The organism is Arthrobacter sp. Y3221160 (assembly GCF_059092585.1).
This window is the reverse complement of the sequence record NZ_JBNHHU010000001.1, coordinates 1,112,576-1,134,507: the sequence shown is the minus strand read 5'-3', so window position 1 is coordinate 1,134,507 and position 21,932 is coordinate 1,112,576. Positions and strand designations below refer to the sequence as shown.

The window sequence follows — 21,932 nt, the reverse complement described above, 5'->3', positions numbered from 1 at the left end:
TGGGGGAGTGACTTCCACCATTGCCCTGGACTTGACCGCCGACGTCGCCGAGCTGACCGCGGCGCTGATCGACGTTGACAGCGTGTCCGGCAACGAGACCGCCCTGGCCGACGCCGTGGAGGCCGCCCTGCGGGCCCTGCCGCACCTGAAGGTGCTGCGCGACGGCGACGCCATCGTCGCGCGCACGCAGCTGGGGCGGCCGGAGCGGGTCATCCTGGCCGGCCACCTCGACACCGTGCCGTTGCCCGCCGTGCCCGGCTCCCTCGGAACCGTGCCGTCGGTGTGGGACGGGGACGTGCTGTACGGGCGCGGCGCCACCGATATGAAGGGCGGGGTAGCGGTGCAGCTGGCGCTGGCCGCCGAGCTGGCGGCACCCAACCGCGATGTCACCTACGTCTTCTACGACCACGAGGAAGTGGATGCTTCGATGAGCGGGCTGGGCCGGCTGGTGCGCAACCACCCCCAGTTGCTGCAGGGCGACTTCGCCATCCTGCTCGAACCGACCGACGGAACCGTGGAAGGCGGCTGCAACGGCACGGCCCGGTTCGAAGCGAGCACGGTGGGCCAGGCGGCGCATTCCGCGCGCGCTTGGCGGGGCGTCAACGCTATCCACGCCGCGGCCGATATCCTGGTCCGGCTCCGGGACCATGAACCGGCCACTGTCACGGTCGACGGCCTGGAGTACCGCGAGAGCCTGAACGCGGTGAAGATCAAGGGCGGCACGGCGGGCAACATCATCCCCGACAGCACCACGGTGGAAATCAATTACCGGTTCGCTCCGGATAAGACGCCCGCAGACGCCGAACTGTACGTGCGGAACCTGCTGGAGGGCTTCACGGTGGTCTGCACGGATGCCGCGGCCGGCGCCCGGCCCGGCCTCGACCACCCGGCAGCCGCCGAATTCGTCGCCGCCGTGGGGGCGGAGCCAAAGCCGAAGTACGGCTGGACCGACGTGGCTCGGTTCAGCGAGCTGGGCATTCCGGCCGTCAACTTCGGCCCCGGCGACGCGTTGCTGGCCCACACCGACAACGAACACGTTCCGGCGGAGGCCGTCCGCGAGTGCCGGGCGGCGCTGCGCCGCTGGCTGCTGGCCTGACCGTCCGGGGGCGCCGGAGGATGCCGCCGGGCAACAGGGAAGGGGAGGACGCGCAGGCATCCTCCCCTTCCCTGTCGGCGGTCAGCGGCAGCCGGTCACACCTTGACGGCCATCGGCTGCGTGGTCAGCGGCGCGGTCTCGCCCGCGGTCCTGCTGCTCAGGAACTTGGAGAGCCAGTTGGCTACCCAGGACAAGGCGAAGTTGACGACGATGAAGAGGACGGCCGCAATCGTCAGCGACTGCAGGATCGGACCGGCGGAGCCGTAAATCTGCATCGACCGCAGCAACTCGGAGTACGTGATGATGTAGCCGAGGGCAGAGTCCTTCAGGATCACCACGAATTGGCTGACCAGGGCCGGCAGCATGGCCACCAGGGCCTGCGGCAGTTCGATGCTGCGCAACGACTGGGCACGGGTCATGCCGATCGCCATCCCGGCTTCACGCTGGCCCTTGGGCAGGCCGAACACGCCGGAGCGGACCAGTTCTGCGATCACCGATCCGTTGTACAGCGTCAGGGCCGTCACGACGGCGTAAAACGGGATGTCCGCCGGGGTGCCGATTCTCAGCTGCCCGAACAGGAGCCAGAAGAAAATCATCATCAGCAACACCGGGACAGCCCGCAAGAGTTCGACGATCACTCCGCAGAGCCACCGCAGGGGGCCGTTCGAGGCGAGCCTGCCCACGCCGAAGAGCAGCCCGAAGACCACGGACGTGAGGATCGAGACTGCGGCGGCCTTAAAGGTGTTGATCAGGCCCGGCAGGATGGTGAACTGCCAGACCTCGCCGGTCAGGAACGGCGTCCACAGCTCGGATGACAGCTGGCCCTTGTCGTTCAGTCCGACGATGACGAAGATCGCCGCGCCGAGGAAGAGCAGGATGCCGATGATGTTGGTGACCATGATCCGCGCACGGGCCTTCGGGCCGGGCGCATCAAAGAGGACGTTCTGCTTGATGTTCATCGTGACACCGCCAGTTTCTTGGAGAGCCAAGTGGTCACCAGACCGATCGGCAGCACGATGATCACGAAGCCGATGGCGAAGGTCGCGAAAATGGCCATGATGACATCCGGCCGGAACTCGATCATGGTTTTCATCAGCCCGGCGGATTCGGCGACCGACGCCGCCGTTGCCACCGTGGTGTTCTTGGTCAGGGCGATCAGGGTGTTGCCCAGCGGCGCCACGGCACCCCGGAAGGCCTGGGGCAGGATGACCATCCGCGCCGCCGGCAGGAAGCTCAGCCCGATGGCGCGGGCGGCCTCGGCCTGTCCCAGGGGCACGGTGTTGACTCCGCTGCGAATGGATTCGCAGACGAAGGCCGCGTGGTAGACGGACAGCCCGACGATGGCCCAGAGGAAGAAGTTGAAGTCGAAATCGCCGGAGAGGTTCATCTGGAGCTGGAAGACCGCCACCAGGATGCAGAACACCATGATGATGGTCAGCGGCGTGTTGCGGAAGACGTTGACGTACGCCGCGCCGGCCCAGCGGAAGCTGGGCACCGGTGAGATGCGCATCAGGGCCAGGACGGTACCCAGCACCAACGAACCCAGGGCGGCCCAGAAAGCGAGCTGGATATTGACCCACAAGGCTCCGACGACGTCGTAGGTCTCCAGCGCCGTCAGGTAGCTCTGGAAATACTCGGACAAACTGTCCATCCCCTTTCGGTGGGAAGAGGCAGATCATGTTGTGGGGCGGGAGTGCCCCGCCCCACAACGGATGGTGCTAGGCGCAGGCTTCGCCCGGCTTCGGCGGGTTCAGGTCCTTGTTGTAGGAGTAATCCACACCCTCGGTGTTCTTCTTGAGGGCTTCTTCCCAGGCACCTTCCTCGACCATCTTGTTGATGGCTGCGTTGATGTCCGCGCAGAGTTCCGAGCCCTTCGGCAGGCCGACGCCGTAGTTCTCCTCCGAGAACGGGTTGCCGACCACCTTGTACTTGCCGGCGTTGTTCGGCTGCGCCGCGAGTCCGGCCAGGATGATGTCGTCGGTGGTCACCGCGTCGATCTGGCCGCCCTGCATGGCGGTCACGCACTCTGCGTAGCTGGGCCGCTCGACCAGGTTCACTTCGGCGGCGTGCTCGTCCTTGATGCGCTGGGCGGAGGTGGAGCCAGTCACCGAGCAGAGGTTCTTGCCGTTAAGCGCATCCGGGCCGGTGATTTCGGTGTCGTCGGTCCGGACCAGCAGGTCCTGGCCGGCCACGAAGTACGGTCCGGCGAAGTCGACGGTCTGCTTGCGCTCGTCGGTGATGGAGTACGTCGCGAAGATCATGTCCACCTGGTTGTTGGCGAGCATGTTTTCGCGGTTCGCCGAGGGCGACTCGACGAATTCGATCTGGTTCTCCGAGTAGCCCAGCTCGTTGGCCACGTACTTGGCGACATCCACGTCGAAGCCGCTGAACTTGCCGCCGGAGGAAAAGCCCAGGCCCGGCTGGTCGTACTTGATGCCGATACGGATGCCTTCGCCGCCGCCTTCGCCGCCGCCGGCAGTCTCGCCGCCGCCTCCGCCGCCTGTGCCGCCGCCGCCGCCGCAGGCGGACAGCACGAGCGCGGCTCCGGCTGCCATGGCAGCCATTCCATAACGGGTCTTTCGCATGTTTTCTCCTTGCGTTGTCGGCCCTCCGTCAGTGAAGGGCCAGGTGTGGGGGTCAGTGTTCGAGGATCTTGCCCAGGAAGTCCTTGGCGCGGGTGCTCTTCGGGTTGGTGAAGAATTCTTCCGGGGTGGCCTGCTCCACGATCTGGCCGTCGGCCATGAAGAGCACCCGGTCCGCCGCCTTGCGGGCAAAGCCCATCTCGTGCGTGACCACGATCATGGTCATGCCTTCGCTGGCCAATTGCACCATGGTGTCGAGCACTTCGTTGATCATTTCCGGATCCAGTGCCGAGGTGGGCTCGTCGAAGAGCATCACCTTCGGCTTCATCGCCAGTGCCCGGGCAATCGCCACGCGCTGCTGCTGGCCGCCGGAGAGCTGGGCCGGCAGCTTTTGCGACTGGTTGGCCACGCCGACGCGCTCGAGCAGGCTCATGGCCAGCTCCTTGGCCTCGGACTGCTTCATCCCCTTGACCTTGATCGGTCCCAGGGTGACGTTCTCCAGGATCGATTTGTGGGCAAAGAGGTTGAAGGACTGGAACACCATGCCGACGTCGGCCCGCAGCTTGGCCAGGGCCTTGCCCTCGGCCGGCATCTTCTCGCCGTCGATCAGGATTTCGCCGTCGTCGATGGTCTCCAGGCGGTTGATCGCCCGGCAGAGGGTGGACTTGCCGGAACCCGACGGCCCGATCACGACCACCACTTCGCCCTTGGTGACCTCCAGGTTGATGTCCTGCAGCACATGGAGGGATCCGAAGTGCTTGTTGACGTTCTTCAGGGACACCAGCGGCTGACCCGCCGGCGCGGCGGATGTGGCTCGGGTTGCCGCCGCAGGAGCAGCAGGCGGCGTTTTACTGTGCGATGCGTCACTGGTCATGGAACGAATCTAGCGAAAGATTCCCTTCAAGCAATGCATTCGCGACCGAACCGCCGGAATCGTGATTTAAGAGCAACCTGCGCCCCGGACCGCGTGGGGGCCGAATTGCCACCGAAACGGCGGAAACCGCCACGGATGGCCGGCGGATCTGTAGCCTTGGGAAATGACAAACCAGCAAGACATCCCGCTCCCGTCGCAACTTCCGGGCGCACCGAAAACCCGTTTCAAGGGGCCGGTGGAGCTGCGGCGCAGCCAGGCGGACATCCCGCAGGCCGACCAGTACCTGCTGGACACCAAGGACCGGGCGGAATTTACGCACACGGATCCTTGGCGCGTGCTGCGGATCCAGAGCGAATTCGTCGAAGGGTTCGGCACCCTGGCCGACCTCGGCCCGGCGATCAGCGTGTTCGGTTCGGCCCGCACCCGGCAGGGAAGCAAGCACTACGCCATCGCCGAGGAGATCGGGCAGCTGCTGGTCCGGCATAATTTCGCGGTCATCACCGGCGGCGGCCCCGGTTCCATGGAGGCGGCCAATAAGGGCGCCAGCGAGGCCGGCGGCGTCTCGGTCGGGCTGGGCATCGAACTGCCGTTCGAGCAGGGGCTCAACAACTGGGTGGACCTGGGCATCAACTTCCGGTATTTCTTCGCCCGCAAGACGATGTTCGTCAAGTACGCGCAGGGGTTCATCGTGCTCCCCGGCGGGCTTGGCACGCTCGACGAGCTGTTCGAAGCCATGGTGCTGGTCCAGACGAAGAAGGTGACGTCCTTCCCGATCGTCCTGGTGGGCACGGCATTCTGGTCGCCGCTGATCGACTGGATCCGCAACACGCTCCTGGCCGAAGCGATGATCGCGGAGGCCGATCTGGACCTGGTCAGCGTGGTGGACACGGCCGAGGAAGCAGTCGAGCAGGTCATCTCCGGGCTGTCCGCCCGCTCCGGATTTTGACCCGGCGCGACGTCCTCTCTGGCACGATGGTGCTGTGAGCGCATTCCTGGTTTTCCTTGCCATCGCCGTTGCAGGTGCGGCCGCTGTCGCCGCGTCGGGCTGGCGTGGCCGGAGGAAGGCTGCCGCCGCCGGCGCGGGCGGCGAGAGTGACGGCACCGGATGGGAGCGCGGGCACGTGGCCGCGCTCCAGGGCCTGAGCGAGCATGAGGCGCGGCTGCCGGCGGTTTTGCTGCCTGAACACCCCCGTGCCGAAGACCTGGACAGCGTCCGGTTTTCCACCGCCCTGCGGGGCTACCGGATGGACCAGGTGGACGAAGTGCTGGACGTCCTGCGGGCCGAGCTGGGAGCCAAGGAGCGCCTGATCCGGCAACTGAGCCACGAACAGCCGCAGCCCGACGGCGGTGCCCACCCGGCGCGGGAAGGATGACGGGGGTGCAGGACCGCCTTCCGCGCACGCGCGTGCTTCGGGAGGCCGTGCACGCGGAGCTTTCCTTCTGGCGCCGACGGATCTCCGGGTGGCCGTGGTGGGTCCAGGTCTGCGTGCTTTACGCCCTTTCCCGGGTGTATTCGCTGCTGGTCTTCCTCGCGGTGGCACGCCAGCAGGGGCCGAATCCGTGGACCGGACCGCACCCCGACTATCTGTCCTTCATCGGAATTTGGGATAGCGCCTGGTACGAGCAGGTCTACCGGGAGGGGTATCCCGCCGATATTCCCCGCGGCCAGGACGGGCGGGTCGACGAGAACCAGTGGGCGTTCTACGCGCTTTTCCCCGGCATCGTCCGCATCCTGGCGGCGGCCACCGGGTTGGGGTGGCAGTTGCTGGCACCGCTGGTTGCGACCCTCGCCGGTTTTGCCGCCGTGCTGCTCATCTACAAACTTTTCCGTCGCTACGCCCCCCACGGCACCGCGCTGTGGGCCGTGGTCTTCGTGGCGGTCTTTCCGGTCTCGCCGATCCTCCAGGTGCCCTACGCCGAATCGCTGAACTTGGCGCTGCTGGCGGCGGCGCTGCTGCTGCTGGTGCGGCGGAAGTACCTGCTGGCGATTCCCGTCGTCGTGCTGATGTGCCTCTCCCGGCCGGTCGGCGTGCCGTTCGCGGCGCTCGCCGGCCTTCACCTGCTGTGGCGGATCAGGCAGCGCCGCACCGATCCGCTGCAGACCCCGGAATTCCTCCGCGCGGCAGCGCTGGCGCTGGTCAGCTGTGCCGCGGCCCTCGCCTGGCCGGTGCTGGCGTGGTCGGTCACGGGCGAGATGACCGCGTACACCGATACCGAGACAGCCTGGCGGGGCGAGGCCCTGATCCTGTTCAAGCCGTGGTTCGACATGGGCGTGAACCTTTTCGGGCTGCTGGGCGGAATGGCCGCCCCGCTGCTGCTGGTGGCCGCGGCGGCCGGGGTCCTGTGCTCCCCGCCTGCCCGGAAGATGGGGGCGGACCTGAGGCTGTGGTGCGCCTGCTACCTGGGCTACCTGCTTGCCTTTCTGCATCCGCAGACCAGCACCTTCCGGCTGTTGCTTCCGCTCTTCCCGCTGGCCCTGGCGGCGGCCTTGGTATCACGCAGCCGGGCGTACCGCGCGTGCCTGGCAGTGATGTTCCTGGCCGGGCAGATTGTCTGGGTGACCTGGCTCTGGTCCTGGGCCGAACTGCCCGGCGGCGGGGACTATCCGCCCTAGCGGCGGCCGGCGCCGGTGCGCCCCGTGTCGCGCAAATTAGCACCCGGTTGTGATGTACGCGATAATGGGTAGTGGTTGGACATGGCGGCCGGGCAACTGAAGGGCCGCCGATGTGAGGTTGGCGGGCAGGGCGATCACCGATCGGGCTGCCCCATGGCGGAAGGGAATTCCCAGATGGCTGCGATGAAACCGCGTACCGGTGACGGTCCGATGGAAGTGACCAAGGAGGGGCGAAGCCTCATCCTGCGGGTGCCCATCGACGGCGGCGGGCGTCTGGTGCTCGAACTGAACGCCGAAGAAGCCGGCAACCTCAAGGACTGCCTGCTCGGCGTCACCAGCGACGTGGCAGGCTAGGAACCGTTTGCTGTGAGCCACGTTCCCTCCACCGCAGAGGAACAAACCGCCCGTCATCTGGAGCAGGCCCTGGTTGAACCGCAGATGGCGCGCGTCCAAGCCCTTCCGGCCCTCGGCCGCGGACGGTCTCCGGCCGAGGGCGCCGGGGATGTCACGGTGCTGGCGGTCCCCATTGCTGAAGGCGAGGCCAACGTTGAGCGGGCCACGCCGCAGCCGCGCCAGGGTGCCGCCGAGGCGGCAGCCGACTTTGGCGCCGACGTGGCGGCCTTGGCAGAGGTCCACGGGATTGCCGGTAAGGCCGGCGAAGTGCTGGCGGTGCCGGCGCCGCCAGGCTCCGCCCGGCTGCCGGAGCGTTTGATCTTGATTGGGCTGGGCAGTGGCAGCGCGGCGGAGCTGCGCAAGGCCGGAGCCGCCCTGGCCAGGGCGACGATGGGCACCGACCGGGTGCGCAGCAGCGCCGTCGACGGACTGCCCGAAGGGCTGCAACAGGCCTTCATCGAGGGGTTCCTGCTGGGCGGCTACCGGCCGCCGCGCGCCGGGACGTCCGCCGCGCCCAAGCCGATGGCCGCGGTGCTGGAACTGACCGGAACCGCGGCGGGGACGGCCGCAACGGCCGCCGCCGGCGCCCGGGCCACGTGGCTGGCACGGGACCTGGCAAACATGCCGTCCAACGTGAAGAGCCCGGAGTGGATGGCCGGCCAGGCCGCGCGCCTCGCCGCGGCCCGCGGCCTGGGCATCCGCACGTGGGACGAGCATCAGCTGGCTGCCGGAGGGTTCGGCGGTCTGCTGGCGGTGGGCTCGGCCTCCCCGACTCCGCCCAGGCTGGTCCAGCTGGACTACACGCCCGCACAGGCCGGCGAGAACACCAGGCACGTTGTCATCGTCGGCAAGGGCGTCACCTTCGACACCGGCGGGCTGTCGCTCAAGCCGCGGGAGCCGATGCTGCCGATGAAGACCGACATGGCGGGCGCCGGCGTCGTGCTGGCGGTGCTGGCCGCTGCGGCGGAGCTGCGCGTTCCGCACCGTGTCACGGGCCTGCTCGCCCTGGCCGAGAACGCCATCGGCGCCGACGCCTACCGGCCCGGCGACGTGGTGACCGTCCACGACGGCACAACCGTAGAGATCGGCAACACGGATGCGGAGGGGCGCATGGTGCTGGCCGACGGCCTCTCCTACGCCGCCGCCCGGCTGCAGCCTGACGTCCTGGTGGATATCGCTACCCTCACCGGCGCGGCGTCCCTGGGGCTGGGCAGGCAGCATGCGGCACTGTACGGCACCCGGCGGTCCCTGGTGCGCGCGTTCGAAGCCGCGGGGGAGGCAACCGGGGAGCGGGTCTGGCACATGCCGCTGGACGAGGTGGCGGCCGAATACGGCTTCGCGTTGGAATCCGGCATCGCCGACATCTCGCATATCGCGTCCCAGCGGTCGAAGGTCGGCGGGGGATCGATCACTGCAGCGCTGTTCCTGCGCGAATTCACCGGCGCCCTTCCGTGGATCCATCTGGACATCGCCGGCCCCGCCCGGGCAGACTCCGACCGGGCCGAGGTCACGAAGGGCGCCACCGGGTACGGTGCCCGGCTGCTGCTGTCCTTCCTGCGCTCCTACCGCGGCTAGCACCGGGCCGGCGGGTGGCCCGGCGGCCCGCGGGCAGGGCGCCGCGGGTCGGTCAGCGTTTGACGGCCAGCAGCAGTCCCTCGCCGGTCGGCAGGATGGTGGACAGCAGTTGGTCGTTTTCCCGGATGGCCTTGCCGACCTTGCGCAGCGTGGTGGTGGATTCTTCGCGGATGGCCGGATCCGAGACCCGGTCGTGGTCCAGAGCGTCGTTGACAATCAGCATGCCGCCGCGCTTGAGCAGCCGGACCGCTTGCTCCACGTACAGCGGATATGAGGGCTTGTCCGCATCGACGAAGACGAGGTCGTAGGCGTTGTCGGTCAGCCGGGGCAGCACGTCGGCCGCGCGGCCGGAGATGGTGCGGGTGCGGTTGCCCGGAATGCCGGCATCGACGAAGGACTGGCGTGCCGCACGCAGATGATCGACGTCCGCATCGATGGTGGTCAGCACCGCGGCCGGCGGCAGTCCGCGCAGGAGGCAGACCCCGGAGACACCGGCGCCGGAACCGATTTCCACCACCGTCTGCGCCTTGGTGCCCGCGGCGAGGACGGTCAGGGCCGCGCCGACCCCCCTGCCGACGGCGGCAACGCCCAGTTCGTGGGAACGCTCACGGGCCCGAAGCAAGACGTCATCCTCGGCAGGGAGCCCCTCCGTGTAGGACCAACTCGTCTGCTTGTCGGCACTCATGAAACATCGCTTTCTCTTCAGCTTTTGCGGGAAAACGGCACAGGGCCGCAGTGCCAAGCCTACTGCCACAGGTGGCGGGTTCAGGCGCGTGCCCCGGGGCCGGGACACGCTGCCGCCGGCCGGGTCAGACGGGGACCGGGCTTAGCGGTCTTTGTGCAGCCGGTTTACAGAATTCTCCCAGTCTTTTGGGCCAAGATGGATACCCGGGACGCCGAAAGCCAGACCGGCAGCACGCAGCCGCATTCCCGGACCCCCAGGAGGTGGGCGGCCGCGGGCGGTCCGACGAAGGGGCACGATAATGACGAAGCTACAGGACGCCGCGTCGAACGCCGCGGCCGGCAACGATCAGTGGGTCGCTCCGACGTGGGAAGAAGTGGTGAGCAACCACTCCGCCAAGGTCTACCGCTTGGCCTTCAGGCTCACGGGAAACCGGTACGACGCCGAAGACCTCACCCAGGAAGTCTTTGTCCGCGTCTTCCGGTCACTGGACAACTTCAAGCCCGGCACGCTGGACGGCTGGCTCCACCGGATCACCACCAACCTCTTCCTGGACCAGGCCCGGCGCAAGAGCCGGATTCGGTTCGATGGACTGAGCGACGAAGCCGAAGCCCGGCTGCCCGGCAAGGATCCCGGCCCCGAGCGCAGCTTCGAATTCAACAACCTGGACATCGATGTCCAGGCCGCGCTGGAAGAGCTGCCGCCGGACTTCCGCGCCGCGGTGGTGCTCTGCGACCTGGAGGGGCTGTCCTATGACGAGGTCTCCGCGGCCCTTGGCGTCAAGCTTGGCACCGTCCGCTCGCGGATCCACCGTGGCCGGACCATGCTTCGGGAAAAGCTGGCGCACCGGGATCCTGCCGAACGCCCGCGCCTGAAACTGCCGCGCATCGCCGGAGCCCACTGATCGCTGCAATGCTCCACCCGGAAAGAGAGCTGGCGGAGTACCTGGACGGCGAACTCTCCGATGATCGCCGCCCGGCCCTTGAACGCCATCTTCAACGCTGCCGGCGGTGCCGCAAGAGCGTCGACGAATTCCGCCAGATCCAGGACCGCCTGCGCTCGCTGGACGTGCCGCCCCCTGACGACAACCTGACCGCGCGGTTGCTGCGCTGCAGCCGGCCCGGGGCCGCCGGACCGGCCGGGCCCCCGCTCGGCCTCGAAACTTCCGGCACCGCGGAAGACCGGAACCCCGGCGTACCCGCGGGCGGGCGCACCCCCGCGCCCGCCGGTGCCGCCGGCGGCCTCCCGCCCGCCGCCCTCCCTCCCGCCGCCGCCCTTCCTGACGCCGCCGCCGGTGCCGCGGCGGAGGCGTTGCCCGCGCGCAGGCCGGCCAGGCGCGCGCTGGCGGTTGCCGGCGGGGTCCTGGCCGGCTGCGCCGTGCTGACGCTGTCCGCGGCCTTCGTCCTGGGCGGCGAGACCGGGCCGGCGGACGCCGGCCGCGGCCTTGCCACCGGGACGGCCTGGGTGCCGGTGGCCGCCGATGCAGGCACCGCCCGTCCGATCGCCCTGGACGGCGCGGCACTCGAGGAGCTGCGGCGCGGCGGCTGGACCTGCCCGCTGCTGCCCGGGCTCGGCTACCGCCTGCAGAGCGCGGAACAGACCGTCGTGGACGGGCAGCCTGCCGTCAGGCTCGAGCTCGGCGACGGCAGCCACCGGGTGACGGTCACCGAGCAACGGCGCGGAGACGGCAGCGCCGGCGGAACGGCCCGGGTGGCGGACCCCGCGCCGCCGGTGAATGCGGCCACGGGCCATCCCGTGACCAAGGACGGCTTCCGGGAAGTGGCCGGGCTGGACCGCGCGGTGTGGGTGCGCGGCGGCGAGGACTGGACCGTGGTGCTCCACTCCGACGAGGTGACGTACACGTTGTGGTCCGACCTCCCGCTGGCCGAGATGCCGGAGACGGTCAGCCACGTGGTGCTGTCGGAGAACTCCCGCCTGAAGCTGCCGATGCCGTCCCCTGCCGACGATCCGTTCAGCCGGATCGTCCGCGGACTGGGCATGATGGTCAGCCCGCCAAGTGGCTGACCGGCCCGGCGAACGGGTAACCTTCAATCGTGTTTGGAATCAACGGCTCAGAACTGATCATCCTGGCAATTCTTGCCGTGGTGATCCTCGGACCTGAGCGGTTGCCCGAATACGCCGCGCAGCTGGCCAGGTTCGTCAAACAGCTGAAGACCATGGCCGCCGGTGCCAAGGAACAGCTGCGCGAAGAAGTCGGCGACGACATCGTCGACATGGACTGGCGCAAGCTTGATCCGCGGCAATACGACCCTCGGCGCATCATCAAGGAAGCCCTGTTGGACGACGACGAGGCGCCGCGTCCTGCGCCGGCGGCGCCGGCTGTCGCGGCAGCAGCCGCGACCGCGGCAGGCACGGCCGTGTCAACCGGTTCGCGGGCGCCGGCGCGGGCGGCGGCCGCGTCGCGCGCGCAGCTGGCCCCGGGTGAGGCAGCGCCGTTCGATACCGAGGCGACCTGACCTCCGGGGCGCATTAGCCACCGGCGCGCCGTTGCGCACGGGCGTTTCCCGGCTGAGGCCCTAGCGGGGGGTGACGCCCAGCGTGCGTCCGGCCAGGCCACGCGGACGCGCCGCCAAGTCGGCCGCAATCCGCCGCAGTTCGGCCGCGGAGCTGCCGGCCACGGAGGCGTCCGCCTCGTCCAGGACGATCGGTCGGCCGGCGTCGCCGCCGGCGCGCAGCCGTGGCTCCAGCGGGATGCTTCCCAGCAGCGGTACCGGCTTCTCCAGCACGGCGGAGAGACGCCCGGCGACGGCAGTTCCGCCGCCGGAGCCGAAGACTTCCATCCTGGATCCGTCCGGCAGCGCCAGCCAGGACATGTTCTCGATGACTCCCGCCACCTGCTGCCCGGTCTGCGCGGCGATGGCGCCGGCGCGTTCCGCCACCTCCGCCGCGGCGCCCTGCGGGGTGGTCACCACCAGGATCTGCGAGGACGGGAGCAGCTGCGCCACCGAGATCGCCACGTCCCCGGTGCCCGGAGGCAGGTCCAGGAACAGTGCATCCAGGTCGCCGAAATAGACGTCGGTGAGGAACTGCTCCAGGGCCCGGTGCAGCATGGGACCGCGCCAGGCCACCGGCTGGTTGCCTGAGACGAACATGCCGATCGAGATGACCTTCACGCCGTAGGCCACCGGCGGCAGGATCATCTCGTCCACCCGGGTGGGAGCCTGCGTGATGCCCAGCAGCCCGGGAACCGAGAAACCGTAGACATCGGCGTCGATGATGCCCACGCGCAAACCCTGGGCGGCCATGGCGCACGCGAGGTTGACGGTGACGCTCGACTTGCCCACCCCGCCCTTGCCGCTCGCCACGGCATAGATGCGGGTGAGCGAGGACGGATCGGCGAACGGATTGCCGCGGCCGGCACCGCGCAGCTGCTCCTTGAGCGCGTCGCGCTGCTGCGGCGTCATCACGTCCAGCTCCACCGCCACCCCGGAAACGCCCGGGACGGCAGCCAGGGCGTGCTCGATGTCGGCGGTGATGGTGCCGCGCAGCGGGCAGCCCGAGATGGTGAGCAGCACGCCGACGGTGACCCGTCCGGCGTCGTCAATCCGGACGTCCTTGAGCATGCCCAGCTCCGCGAGGGGCCGGCGCAGCTCCGGATCGATCACGGTTCCCAGTGCGCGCCGTACGGAGGCCGGGTCCGGGTGTTGCGACGGGTGTGGATCAGTCATGCATCAGTTCTCCTGGCCGCCGTGTTGGACGGGCGGCAGCTTGGGCAGCGAGGTGGTGGCATCGGAGGAACGGCGCCGGCCGCGGCGGCGTTCGTCCGCGGACTCGTCGTCCAACAGTTCTTCCAGCACCGAGCGCAGCTCGCTCCGGACGAAGTCACGCGTGGCCACTTCGCGGATGGCGATCCGCAGCGCGGCCAGTTCGCGGGTCAGGTACTCGGTGTCCGCCAGATTGCGTTCGGCCCGCTGGCGGTCCTGCTGCAGCGAGACCTTGTCCCGGTCGTCCTGGCGGTTCTGCGCCAACAGCAGCAGCGGAGCGGCGTAGGAGGCCTGCAGCGAGAGCATCAGGGTCAACGCGGTGAAGCCCAGCGCGGCGCTGTCGAAGCGCAGGTGTGCGGGTCCGAACGTGTTCCAGGCCAGCCAGAGCGCACAGAAGACCGACATCCACATCAGGAACTGCGGGGTGCCCATGAAACGGGCGAAGGACTCCGTGGCCTTGCCGAAATAATCGGGGTTCGGCCGCAACCGGACCAGCAGGCGCGTACGGGTCTCCCGCGGGGTGTCCAGTCCCGCGACCTTGATTTTCCGGTCTGCCTTTTCAGCCAAAGCGTCCACCTCCGCTTACGGGGGAGTCGTCCTGCGCCCGCCAGTCGTCGGGCAGCAAATGGTCCAGCACGTCGTCAACGGTCACGGCTCCGACCAGCCGGCCGGAGCTGTTGACCACTGCCAGGGCATTCAGATTGTAGGTTGCCAGGGTGCGGGCCACGTCGCTGACATCGGCCTGGTCCAGCACCGGCTCCAGATCGGTATCCACGATGTTGCCCAGCGCCTCCGGCGGCGGGTAGCGCAGCAGCTGCTGGATGTGGACCACGCCCAGGTATTTCCCGGTGGGGGTCTCCAGCGGCGGCCGGCAGACGAAGATGGCCGACGCCAAGGCCGGCGTGAGCTCTTCGCGGCGCACATGCGCCAGGGCCTCGGCGACCGTGGCTTCCGGGGGCAGGATCACCGGCACCGGGGTCATCATGGAACCGGCGGTGTTTTCCTCATACTCCAGCAGGCGGCGGACGTCCTTTGCTTCTTCCGGCTCCATCAGCTGCAGCAGTTCTTCCTTCTGCTCCTCGGGCAGCTCGGCCAGCAGGTCGGCGGCGTCGTCGGGATCCATCTCCTCCAGCACGACGGCGGCGCGTTCGGCATCCAGCGACGTGAGGATCTGCACCTGGTCGTCGTCCGGCAGCTCCTGGAGCACATCCGCCAGACGGTCGTCCTGCAGCTCGCTCGCGACTTCCAGCCGGCGCTTCTGGGTCATCTCGTGCAGTGCCTCGGCGAAGTCGGCGGGCTTGAGGTCCTCGTGGCTGGCCACGAAAGTAGTGGCCGCCTGCGGTTCGTGCCTGGCGCCCTGGTAGGCCTCGTGCCAGTCCACGATCAGTGTTTCGTTGCGGCGCAGGCTGCGCAGCGGCGACGTCGAATGGCCGCGCCGGACGAAGAGCTGGGACACATACCAGTCGCCGTCGCGGGACTGTTCCATGCCGATGTCCAGGATGGTGGCGTCGCCGCTGCCGTCGGCGAGCGTGACGCGGCGGTCGAACATCTCGGCGACCACCAGGGTCTCGGCGCCGCGCTGCTCGAACCGGCGCAGGTTGACCAGCCCGGTGCAGATGACCTGCCCGGCGGTGATCGAGGTGATCCGGGTCATGGGGACGAACACGCGTTTCTTGCCGGGGACCTCGACCACCAGGCCGACCACCAGGGGCGGCTTGGCGGGGCCGTAGTCGAGGACGACGACGTCGCGCAGCCGGCCCAGGCGGTCTCCGAGCGGGTCGAAGACGTCCAGGCCGAGCAGCCGGGCTACGAAGACGCGGTTGGTTTTTGTGCTCACCCCTTTAGGCTACGTGCTGGGCCCGGAAATCCGGGATTTGGCGGGCCGGCTTTGCCTTGCTCCCGGCCGCCGCACTGGCGGAGGCTAAGGCAGCGCGGCGGTTCCCACGTTCACCTGAAGCGATACCCAAACCACCGGTTGCGTATATCAGCGACAATGGGGGTATGTCGATGCTTGGCCGTACAGATTCCCGGGACCCCAGCCGTACCCTTCCGCAGGGCGAGTTGATCGGAAACTACCGCTCGTATCTGGATGCCCAGAAAGTGGTGGACTACCTCGCGGACGAGGAATTCCCCGTCCAGCACGTGACCATCGTCGGCAACGACCTGAAGACCGTCGAGCGGGTGACCGGCAAGCTCAGCTATCCCCGGGTTGCCCTCTCCGGCGCGGCCACCGGCGCCTGGTTCGGCCTGTTCGTCGGCTTGCTGCTGATGCTCTTCGGTGGCGGCGAAACCTTTGTGCTGCTGATCTCGTCGATGGCCATGGGCGCGGCCTTCTGGATGCTCTTCGGCATCATTTCCTACGCACTGCAGCGCGGCAAGCGGGACTTCACCTCCACCAACCAGGTGATCGCCACCAGCTATGACGTGGTGGTCTCCACCGAGGTGGCACACGAGGCCCGGCGGTTGGCCGCGCAGCTGCCGATGGCCGGGACCGCGGTTCCCGGCCGCCCGGCAAACCACGGGCAGTCGCCCGTCGGGCCGCAGCCGCCTGCCGGCTATGGCCCGCAGCCTCCTGCGGGCCAGCAGCCGCAGGCCCCGGAGCGACCGGCCCAGTGGGGCGAGGACCCGTACCGCCAGGGCGGCGTCCAAGGACAGCAGCCCCAGCCCGGCCCGCCCGACGCGGTCCAGCCCGGGGTGCCGGGCCAGCCCGTGCGCGGGCGCTTTCCGGACCTGCCCGACGGCCGCCCGCAGTACGGAATCCGCGTTACTCCGGAGCCCGCCCAGCCCCAGCAGGCCGGCGAGCCCCAGAACGGCTCCAGCCAGCAGGCCGACGGGCCCCAGAACGGCGCCGGCCCGCAGGCCGGCGTCTCCGAGCCCGACGGCGGCACGCCGACCGGCGGGAGCCAGCCGGCCGGCCCTCGGGCCGGCGAGGGGAACCCGGACTCCTTCAACGACAACGACCGGCCCGGCACCTAGCCGCACGCCACCGGCGCCCCGCAGGATGAACCGCCCGCACGACGAACGGGCACCGTGCGAGGCCCCGCACCATGCACGCACCATAAACGGGAAGGGATCCGCCGTCGCAGACGGCGGATCCCTTCCCTGGCGTTGCTCCGGCCACGGCTGCCGGGGGCGCTATTCCCCTGACGTGCCGTAGATGCCGGCCATCCAGGACTCCACGTCCTCGGGCTTGCGCGGCAGGGCCGCCGACAGGTTCACGGGGCCGTCGGCGGTCATCAGGATGTCGTCCTCGATCCGCACCCCGATGCCGCGGTATTCGGCCGGAACGGACAGGTCTTCGTCCTTGAAATAGAGTCCGGGCTCGATCGTGAACACCATGCCCGGGGTGAGCACGCCGTCCAGGTACAGCTCGCGCTTCGCCTGCGCACAGTCATGGACGTCCAGGCCAAGGTGATGGCTGGTGCCGTGCGGCATCCAGCGCCGGTGGTGCTGGCCCTCGGGGGAGAGCGCCTCGGCCAGGGGAACCGGCAACAGGCCCCACTCGTCCAGCCGCTCGGCGAGCACGGTCACGGCGGCGGTGTGCACGTCACGGAACTTCACGCCCGGCTGCGCGGCGGCAAAACCGGCGTCGGCGGCATCGAGTACCGCCTGGTAGATCCTGCGCTGGACCTCGGTGAACGTGCCGTTGACCGGCAGCGTGCGGGTTACGTCCGCGGTGTACAGGGAGTCGGCTTCCACGCCTGCGTCCAGCAGCAGCAGGTCTCCGGCCTTCACCTGCCCGTTGTTGCGGATCCAGTGCAGGATGGTTGCGTTGTTGCCGCTGGCGGCGATGGTGTCGTAGCCCAGGTCGTTGCCTTCTTCGCGTGCCCGGGCAAAAAACGCGCCCTCCACCACGCGTTCGCCCCGCTCGTGCGTCAGCGCGCGAGGCAGCACCTTGACCACCTCGTGAAAGCCGTTCACCGTGGCCTCCACGGCCTTCTTCATCTCCTGGACTTCCCACTCGTCCTTGAGCAGGCGCAGTTCGGACAGCGCTTCGGAGAGCTTGCCGTCGAGCCGGTCTGATTCCTCCAGGTCCACGCCGGTGTTGATCCGGGAGGTGTCCACGAGGGCGTCCACGTTCAGGTCGACCTCACGCAGCAGCCGGATGCGCATGCCGCCCACATGGACGACGCCGGCATCCTTGGTGATGGCGACCTCGAGTTCGCCCAGGTCGGCGGTGGGCAGGCCCAATCGGCGGCTCAGCTCCTCCAGCGTGGGCCGGGGACCGATCCAGAACTCGCCGTACCGCGCGTTGGCGTAGAACTCGGCGGAATCCCGGCCGGACATGGGGCGGAAGTACAGCGTGGCCCGGTGGTGGCCGCCGTCGTCTCCAGATCCCGCCTCGGTGGGTTCCATGACCAGCACGGCGTCCGGCTCATGGTCCAGGCCCAGGCCCGTGAGGTGGGCGAAGCCCGAATGCGGGCGGAAGCGGTAGTCGGTGTCATTGGAGCGGACCTTCAGCGGGCCGGCCGGAATGACCAGGCGTTCGCCGTGGAAGTGCTCCGAGAGAGCCCTACGGCGGCGCGCGGCGTAGGGTGCGACGGCTTCCTGCTCCGGTGCGGACGAGCCGGCCGGAGCCCAATGGCTGCCCATGAACTCCTTGAAGGCATCCGATTCCGGGCGCTGGGAACGGTTGTTGACGCGGTCTTCCAGCGGCTGCTCCCCGGCAGGCTGCTGTGAGGCGTCCTCATTCTGGTAAGTACTCACCGGTCCATCGTCTCACCGGCCCAAGGCGCTGCCAACATCGGCGCCCGGCAGGGGCTCCTGGCGTAAATTAGTTCTGTGATGATCGACCTGCACGCGCATTCCACGGTTTCCGACGGCACCGAACCGCCCGCCGAGGTGGTGCGTGCCGCCGCAGCCGCCGGTCTTGACGTCGTGGCGCTGACCGACCATGACTCCACTGCCGGCTGGGAAGCGGCACGAACCGCCGCCGTCGAGGCAGGCCTCGGGTTTGTGCCCGGCATGGAGGTCACGTGCCGGACCGTGGAGGGCATCAGCGTTCATGTGCTCTCCTATCTCCACGATCCAGCCCACCCCGGCCTGCTGGCCGAAATCAACAAGGCCCGCGACGCGCGGAGGACCCGGGCCGAACGGATGGTGGAACTGCTCGCCGAGGACTTCCCCATCTCTTGGGCAGAGGTCACGGCCCGGGCCGGGCACGGGGCGACCATCGGCCGGCCGCACATCGCCGACGCATTGGTGGCGGCGGGGGTCGTGTCTGACCGCAGCGAGGCCTTCGCCCGGATCCTGACCGCCCACTCGCGCTACTACGTGTCGCACTACGCGCCCGACCCGGCCACCGCCGTCGCCCTGGTGCGCGAGGCGGGGGGAGTGCCGGTCTTTGCCCATCCTGTGGCCAGCAGCAGGGGCCGGGTGGTCGGCGATGCCGTCGTCCGCGAGATGCTCGACGCGGGGCTGGCCGGGGTGGAAATCGATCACCGGGACAACCCGGAAGAGGGCAGGGAACAGCTGCGCCGGCTGGCCGCCAAGCACGATCTGATAGTCACGGGTTCCAGCGATTACCACGGCGCGGGCAAGCCGAACCGGCTGGGCGAAAACACCACCGACCCGGCCATGCTGGACCGCATCCTCGCCGCCGGGACGGGCGCTGCGGCGCACCTTCCCGGCCGCATCGCCCGGTGACGCTTTACGTCCTCGTCTGGCCGGTCATTGTGGCCGCAACCCTGTACGTCATTGCCCGCGGCTTCTTCAAGAAGTGGGCTCAGGCGGGCCGGGAGGGCCGCGGCATCATCTAGCCGCCGCCCCGGGACACCACAACGACGGCGGGGCGCGGGCCGGTTCCTGGAACCGGTCCGCGCCCCGCCGTTCTTTTCCGCCGGTTAGCTTTCGCCGGCGCCGACCGTGGCCTCGGCGCCCACGGCGGCCTCTGCTCCGGCGGCCTCAACCACTGCCGCGTGGCGGCCCAGCCGTTTGCGCATGACGTCGATGGCCTGCGGGTTCTGGTCCACGCAGACGAACCGCCGGTCCATGCCGGCGGCCACGGCGCCGAGGGTCCCGGAGCCGGCAAAGAAGTCGAGCACCCAGTCGCCGGGCCGGCTGCTCGCGGCAACCATCCGGCGCAGCAGCCCTTCGGGCTTCTGGGTAGGGTAGCCGGTCTTCTCCCGGCCGGTGGGGGAGACGATGGTGTGCCACCAGACATCGGTCGGGAGCTTGCCGCGGGCGGCCTTCTCCGCGGTCACCAGGCCCGGAGCCATGTACGGCTCGCGGTCCACTTCCGCGTTGTCGAAGTGGTACGCCTTCGGGTTCTTCACGTAGACCAGGATGTTGTCGTGCTTGGCGGGCCAGCGGTTGCGCGCACGGGCGCCGTAATCGTAGGCCCAGATGATCTCGTTCAGGAAGCTCTCGCGGCCGAAGAGCATATCCAGCAGCACCTTGGCATAGTGCACCTCGCGGTAATCCAGGTGCAGGTACAGCGTGCCGTCGTCGGCCAGCAGCCGCCACGCCTCGGAGAGGCGGGGCTCCAGGAAGGACCAGTAGTCGTCGAACGCGTCGTCATAGCTGGCGAGCGTGCCCTTGACCGTCTGGTACGACTTGCCCTTGAACCCGATGCGGTCGCCTTCGCCATCGGCGCTGCGCACCATGGAGGTCTGCTGCCGGACCTGGGCCCGGCCGGTGTTGAACGGCGGGTCCAGGTAGATCATGGTGAAAGCGCCGTCGGGCAGCGTGGGCAGGAAGTCGGCGTTGTCCGCCCGGACTACCAGCGAGCTGCCGTCGGGCGTCCACCGGATACCGGCCACTATTCCCCGCTGGCGCCGTCGGTGACCTGCTGGGCGGTCCCGTTGACGACCTCGCCGTTGCGGCGGCGGGTGCGTGAACGCTTCCGGCGCGGCTTGTCGGCCGAGGCGACGGTCGTGTTCTCGGTGGCTGCCTCCTCGGTGCCGCGGCGCTGCCGCGGGTTGCCCGAGTCGGACCGGCCCTGCGGGCCGCCCTGGCGTGCGCCGCCGCGGCGCGCACCGCCGCGGCCGCCGTCCTGTCGCTGGCCGCCGGAGCGGGCAGGGTGCTTTCCGGTCTCGCCCAGGTCTTCGAGCTTCTCGGCGTCGATGCCGGCGAGCTTGCGCTGGCTGCGCGGAAGCCTGCCCTTGGTGCCTTCGGGAATGTTCAGGTCGGTGAACAGGTGCGGGGAGGAGGAGTAGGTCTCCTGGGGTTCCGGCACGTCCAGGCCGAGGGCCTTGTTGATCAGGCCCCAGCGCGGGACGTCGTCCCAGTCCACGAAGGTGACGGCGGTGCCCTTGTTACCGGCGCGGCCGGTCCGGCCCACCCGGTGCAGGTAGGCCTTCTCGTCTTCGGGGCACTGGAAGTTGATCACGTGGGTGACGTCTTCCACGTCGATGCCACGGGCTGCGACGTCGGTCGCGACCAGCACGTCCACCTTGTTGTTGCGGAACGCGCGCAGCGCCTGTTCGCGGGCGCCCTGGCCGAGGTCGCCGTGGATGGCGCCGGCGGCGAACCCGCGGTCGATCAGCTCCTCGGACAGCTTGGCGGCCGTGCGCTTGGTCTTGGTGAAGATGATGGTCCGGCCGCGGCCCTCGGCCTGCAGGATGCGGGCCACCACCTCGTCCTTGTCCAGGTTGTGTGCGCGGTAGACAACCTGGCGGATGTCCTTCTTGGTGATGCCTTCGTCGTCCGGGTCTGCGGCGCGGATGTGCGTCGGCTGCGTCATGTACCGCCGGGCCATGGCGATGACCGGTCCGGGCATGGTTGCGGAAAAGAGCATGGTCTGGCGTACGGCCGGGGTCGCGGCCAGCAGCGTCTCGACGTCCGGCAGGAAGCCCAGGTCCAGCATCTCGTCGGCTTCGTCCAGGACCACGATGCGGACGTTCTTCAGGCTCAGGTGCTTCTGGCGGTGCAGGTCGATCAGACGGCCGGGGGTGCCGACCACGACCTCGACGCCCTTCTGCAGCAGCTCGATCTGGGGCTCGTAGGCGCGGCCGCCGTAGATGACGGCGACGCGGGCGTTGCGCTGCTTGGAGGCGGTCATCAGGTCGTTGCCGACCTGCACGGCCAGTTCGCGCGTCGGCACAACGATCAGGGCCTGCGGCGCACCGGGCACCGGAAGCTTGTCGAAGCCGTCGTCGTCCGGTCCCACCACCCGCTGCAGCGCGGGGATGCCGAAGCCCAGGGTCTTGCCCGTACCGGTCTTGGCCTGGCCGATGATGTCGTGGCCGCCGAGGGCCACCGGCAGGGTCATGGACTGGATCGGGAAGGGGTGGGTAATGCCGGCGTCGAAAAGCGACCGCACGATGTCCGCGCGGACGTTGAAGTCGGCGAAGGTCTGCTTGGGCAGTTCGTGGGGGCGTTCGTCGGAGGCCAGCACGGCCTCGACGACCAGTTCTTCGGCGCTGTTGTCAGCGTGGATGAGCTGTTCGC

The 21,932-nt window shown here is 69.0% G+C and carries 23 protein-coding genes; 12 read left to right on the top strand and 11 right to left on the bottom strand.

What is annotated here, in order from left to right:
• Positions 1-7 precede the first annotated feature (7 nt).
• Positions 8-1,096, top strand: a complete 1,089-nt coding sequence (gene dapE, locus AC5RWG_RS05140; protein WP_494139352.1) for a succinyl-diaminopimelate desuccinylase — start codon at positions 8-10, stop codon at positions 1,094-1,096.
• Positions 1,097-1,191: 95 nt separating this feature from the next.
• Here dapE and AC5RWG_RS05135 read toward each other — a convergent pair whose 3' ends face one another.
• The 4 genes from AC5RWG_RS05135 to AC5RWG_RS05120 form a co-directional block, all read right to left on the bottom strand.
• The gene (locus AC5RWG_RS05135; protein WP_494049653.1) at positions 1,192-2,055 is read right to left on the bottom strand and encodes an amino acid ABC transporter permease; all 864 of its coding nucleotides are present in this window, start codon (positions 2,053-2,055) and stop codon (positions 1,192-1,194) included.
• Positions 2,052-2,747 (bottom strand): amino acid ABC transporter permease, encoded by a 696-nt coding sequence (locus AC5RWG_RS05130; protein ID WP_494000297.1) that lies wholly within the window; start codon positions 2,745-2,747, stop codon positions 2,052-2,054. Before AC5RWG_RS05130 ends, AC5RWG_RS05135 begins: the two co-directional genes overlap by 4 nt.
• 67 nt (positions 2,748-2,814) lie before the next feature.
• Positions 2,815-3,681, bottom strand: coding sequence for a glutamate ABC transporter substrate-binding protein (locus AC5RWG_RS05125; RefSeq protein ID WP_494166511.1), 867 nt, complete (start codon positions 3,679-3,681; stop codon positions 2,815-2,817).
• 52 nt (positions 3,682-3,733) lie between these two features.
• Positions 3,734-4,552, bottom strand: a complete 819-nt coding sequence (locus tag AC5RWG_RS05120) for an amino acid ABC transporter ATP-binding protein (RefSeq protein WP_494012571.1) — start codon at positions 4,550-4,552, stop codon at positions 3,734-3,736.
• A 163-nt stretch (positions 4,553-4,715) separates the two neighbouring features.
• Here AC5RWG_RS05120 and AC5RWG_RS05115 point away from each other — a divergent pair, with 163 nt between their 5' ends.
• From AC5RWG_RS05115 to AC5RWG_RS05095, 5 genes are all read left to right on the top strand, one after another.
• The gene (locus AC5RWG_RS05115) at positions 4,716-5,498 is read left to right on the top strand and encodes an LOG family protein (RefSeq protein WP_494000294.1); all 783 of its coding nucleotides are present in this window, start codon (positions 4,716-4,718) and stop codon (positions 5,496-5,498) included.
• Between the two features lie 34 nt (positions 5,499-5,532).
• On the top strand, positions 5,533-5,925 hold the full coding sequence (locus AC5RWG_RS05110) for a DivIVA domain-containing protein (RefSeq protein ID WP_494012570.1): 393 nt from the start codon (positions 5,533-5,535) through the stop codon (positions 5,923-5,925).
• Positions 5,922-7,166 (top strand): hypothetical protein, encoded by a 1,245-nt coding sequence (locus AC5RWG_RS05105; RefSeq protein WP_494012569.1) that lies wholly within the window; start codon positions 5,922-5,924, stop codon positions 7,164-7,166. Before AC5RWG_RS05110 ends, AC5RWG_RS05105 begins: the two co-directional genes overlap by 4 nt.
• Positions 7,167-7,340: 174 nt before the next feature.
• On the top strand, positions 7,341-7,520 hold the full coding sequence (locus tag AC5RWG_RS05100) for a DUF3117 domain-containing protein (RefSeq protein WP_493979326.1): 180 nt from the start codon (positions 7,341-7,343) through the stop codon (positions 7,518-7,520).
• 12 nt (positions 7,521-7,532) lie between these two features.
• Positions 7,533-9,134 carry a leucyl aminopeptidase family protein gene (locus AC5RWG_RS05095; protein ID WP_494139354.1) on the top strand — a complete coding sequence of 534 codons (1,602 nt, stop codon included), beginning with the start codon at positions 7,533-7,535 and terminating at the stop codon, positions 9,132-9,134.
• A 52-nt stretch (positions 9,135-9,186) separates the two neighbouring features.
• Here the strand turns inward: AC5RWG_RS05095 and AC5RWG_RS05090 are convergent, their stop codons facing one another.
• The gene (locus AC5RWG_RS05090; RefSeq protein WP_494000290.1) at positions 9,187-9,819 is read right to left on the bottom strand and encodes an O-methyltransferase; all 633 of its coding nucleotides are present in this window, start codon (positions 9,817-9,819) and stop codon (positions 9,187-9,189) included.
• A gap of 298 nt (positions 9,820-10,117) precedes the next feature.
• Between AC5RWG_RS05090 and sigE the strand changes: the two genes are divergently transcribed.
• From sigE to AC5RWG_RS05075, 3 genes are read left to right on the top strand one after another with little or no spacing between them, the layout of a single operon-like run.
• Positions 10,118-10,720, top strand: a complete 603-nt coding sequence (gene sigE / locus AC5RWG_RS05085; protein WP_494000289.1) for an RNA polymerase sigma factor SigE — start codon at positions 10,118-10,120, stop codon at positions 10,718-10,720.
• Positions 10,721-10,728: 8 nt separating this feature from the next.
• Positions 10,729-11,841, top strand: a complete 1,113-nt coding sequence (locus tag AC5RWG_RS05080) for an anti-sigma factor family protein (protein WP_494139356.1) — start codon at positions 10,729-10,731, stop codon at positions 11,839-11,841.
• Between the two features lie 29 nt (positions 11,842-11,870).
• On the top strand, positions 11,871-12,293 hold the full coding sequence (locus AC5RWG_RS05075; protein WP_494049660.1) for a twin-arginine translocase TatA/TatE family subunit: 423 nt from the start codon (positions 11,871-11,873) through the stop codon (positions 12,291-12,293).
• A gap of 60 nt (positions 12,294-12,353) precedes the next feature.
• On the opposite strand, the gene AC5RWG_RS05070 is transcribed toward AC5RWG_RS05075, so the two are convergent.
• The 3 genes from AC5RWG_RS05070 to AC5RWG_RS05060 are packed head-to-tail and all read right to left on the bottom strand — an operon-like array spanning position 12,354 to position 15,378.
• Entirely contained in the window at positions 12,354-13,505 is a 1,152-nt protein-coding gene (locus AC5RWG_RS05070; protein WP_494074161.1) for an Mrp/NBP35 family ATP-binding protein, read from the bottom strand.
• Positions 13,506-13,508: 3 nt separating this feature from the next.
• The gene (locus AC5RWG_RS05065) at positions 13,509-14,108 is read right to left on the bottom strand and encodes a DUF1003 domain-containing protein (protein ID WP_494000285.1); all 600 of its coding nucleotides are present in this window, start codon (positions 14,106-14,108) and stop codon (positions 13,509-13,511) included.
• Positions 14,101-15,378 (bottom strand): magnesium transporter MgtE N-terminal domain-containing protein, encoded by a 1,278-nt coding sequence (locus AC5RWG_RS05060; RefSeq protein WP_494000284.1) that lies wholly within the window; start codon positions 15,376-15,378, stop codon positions 14,101-14,103. The genes AC5RWG_RS05065 and AC5RWG_RS05060 overlap by 8 nt, the downstream gene beginning before the upstream one ends.
• A 164-nt stretch (positions 15,379-15,542) precedes the next feature.
• Here AC5RWG_RS05060 and AC5RWG_RS05055 point away from each other — a divergent pair, with 164 nt between their 5' ends.
• The gene (locus AC5RWG_RS05055; RefSeq protein WP_494139357.1) at positions 15,543-16,517 is read left to right on the top strand and encodes a YflT domain-containing protein; all 975 of its coding nucleotides are present in this window, start codon (positions 15,543-15,545) and stop codon (positions 16,515-16,517) included.
• A 159-nt stretch (positions 16,518-16,676) separates the two neighbouring features.
• Here AC5RWG_RS05055 and AC5RWG_RS05050 read toward each other — a convergent pair whose 3' ends face one another.
• Positions 16,677-18,248 (bottom strand): aminopeptidase P family protein, encoded by a 1,572-nt coding sequence (locus AC5RWG_RS05050; RefSeq protein WP_494139358.1) that lies wholly within the window; start codon positions 18,246-18,248, stop codon positions 16,677-16,679.
• 75 nt (positions 18,249-18,323) lie between these two features.
• Between AC5RWG_RS05050 and AC5RWG_RS05045 the strand changes: the two genes are divergently transcribed.
• Both AC5RWG_RS05045 and AC5RWG_RS05040 read left to right on the top strand, forming a co-directional pair.
• Positions 18,324-19,187, top strand: coding sequence for a PHP domain-containing protein (locus tag AC5RWG_RS05045; protein WP_494110070.1), 864 nt, complete (start codon positions 18,324-18,326; stop codon positions 19,185-19,187).
• A complete protein-coding gene (locus tag AC5RWG_RS05040) occupies positions 19,184-19,300 on the top strand; it encodes a putative transporter small subunit (protein ID WP_494110069.1) in 117 nt (38 codons plus the stop codon). Before AC5RWG_RS05045 ends, AC5RWG_RS05040 begins: the two co-directional genes overlap by 4 nt.
• Positions 19,301-19,384: 84 nt before the next feature.
• Here the strand turns inward: AC5RWG_RS05040 and AC5RWG_RS05035 are convergent, their stop codons facing one another.
• Positions 19,385-20,302 carry a DNA-methyltransferase gene (locus AC5RWG_RS05035; RefSeq protein ID WP_494110068.1) on the bottom strand — a complete coding sequence of 306 codons (918 nt, stop codon included), beginning with the start codon at positions 20,300-20,302 and terminating at the stop codon, positions 19,385-19,387.
• Positions 20,302-21,921, bottom strand: a complete 1,620-nt coding sequence (locus AC5RWG_RS05030) for a DEAD/DEAH box helicase (protein ID WP_494001282.1) — start codon at positions 21,919-21,921, stop codon at positions 20,302-20,304. The genes AC5RWG_RS05035 and AC5RWG_RS05030 overlap by 1 nt, the downstream gene beginning before the upstream one ends.
• Positions 21,922-21,932: the final 11 nt, after the last annotated feature.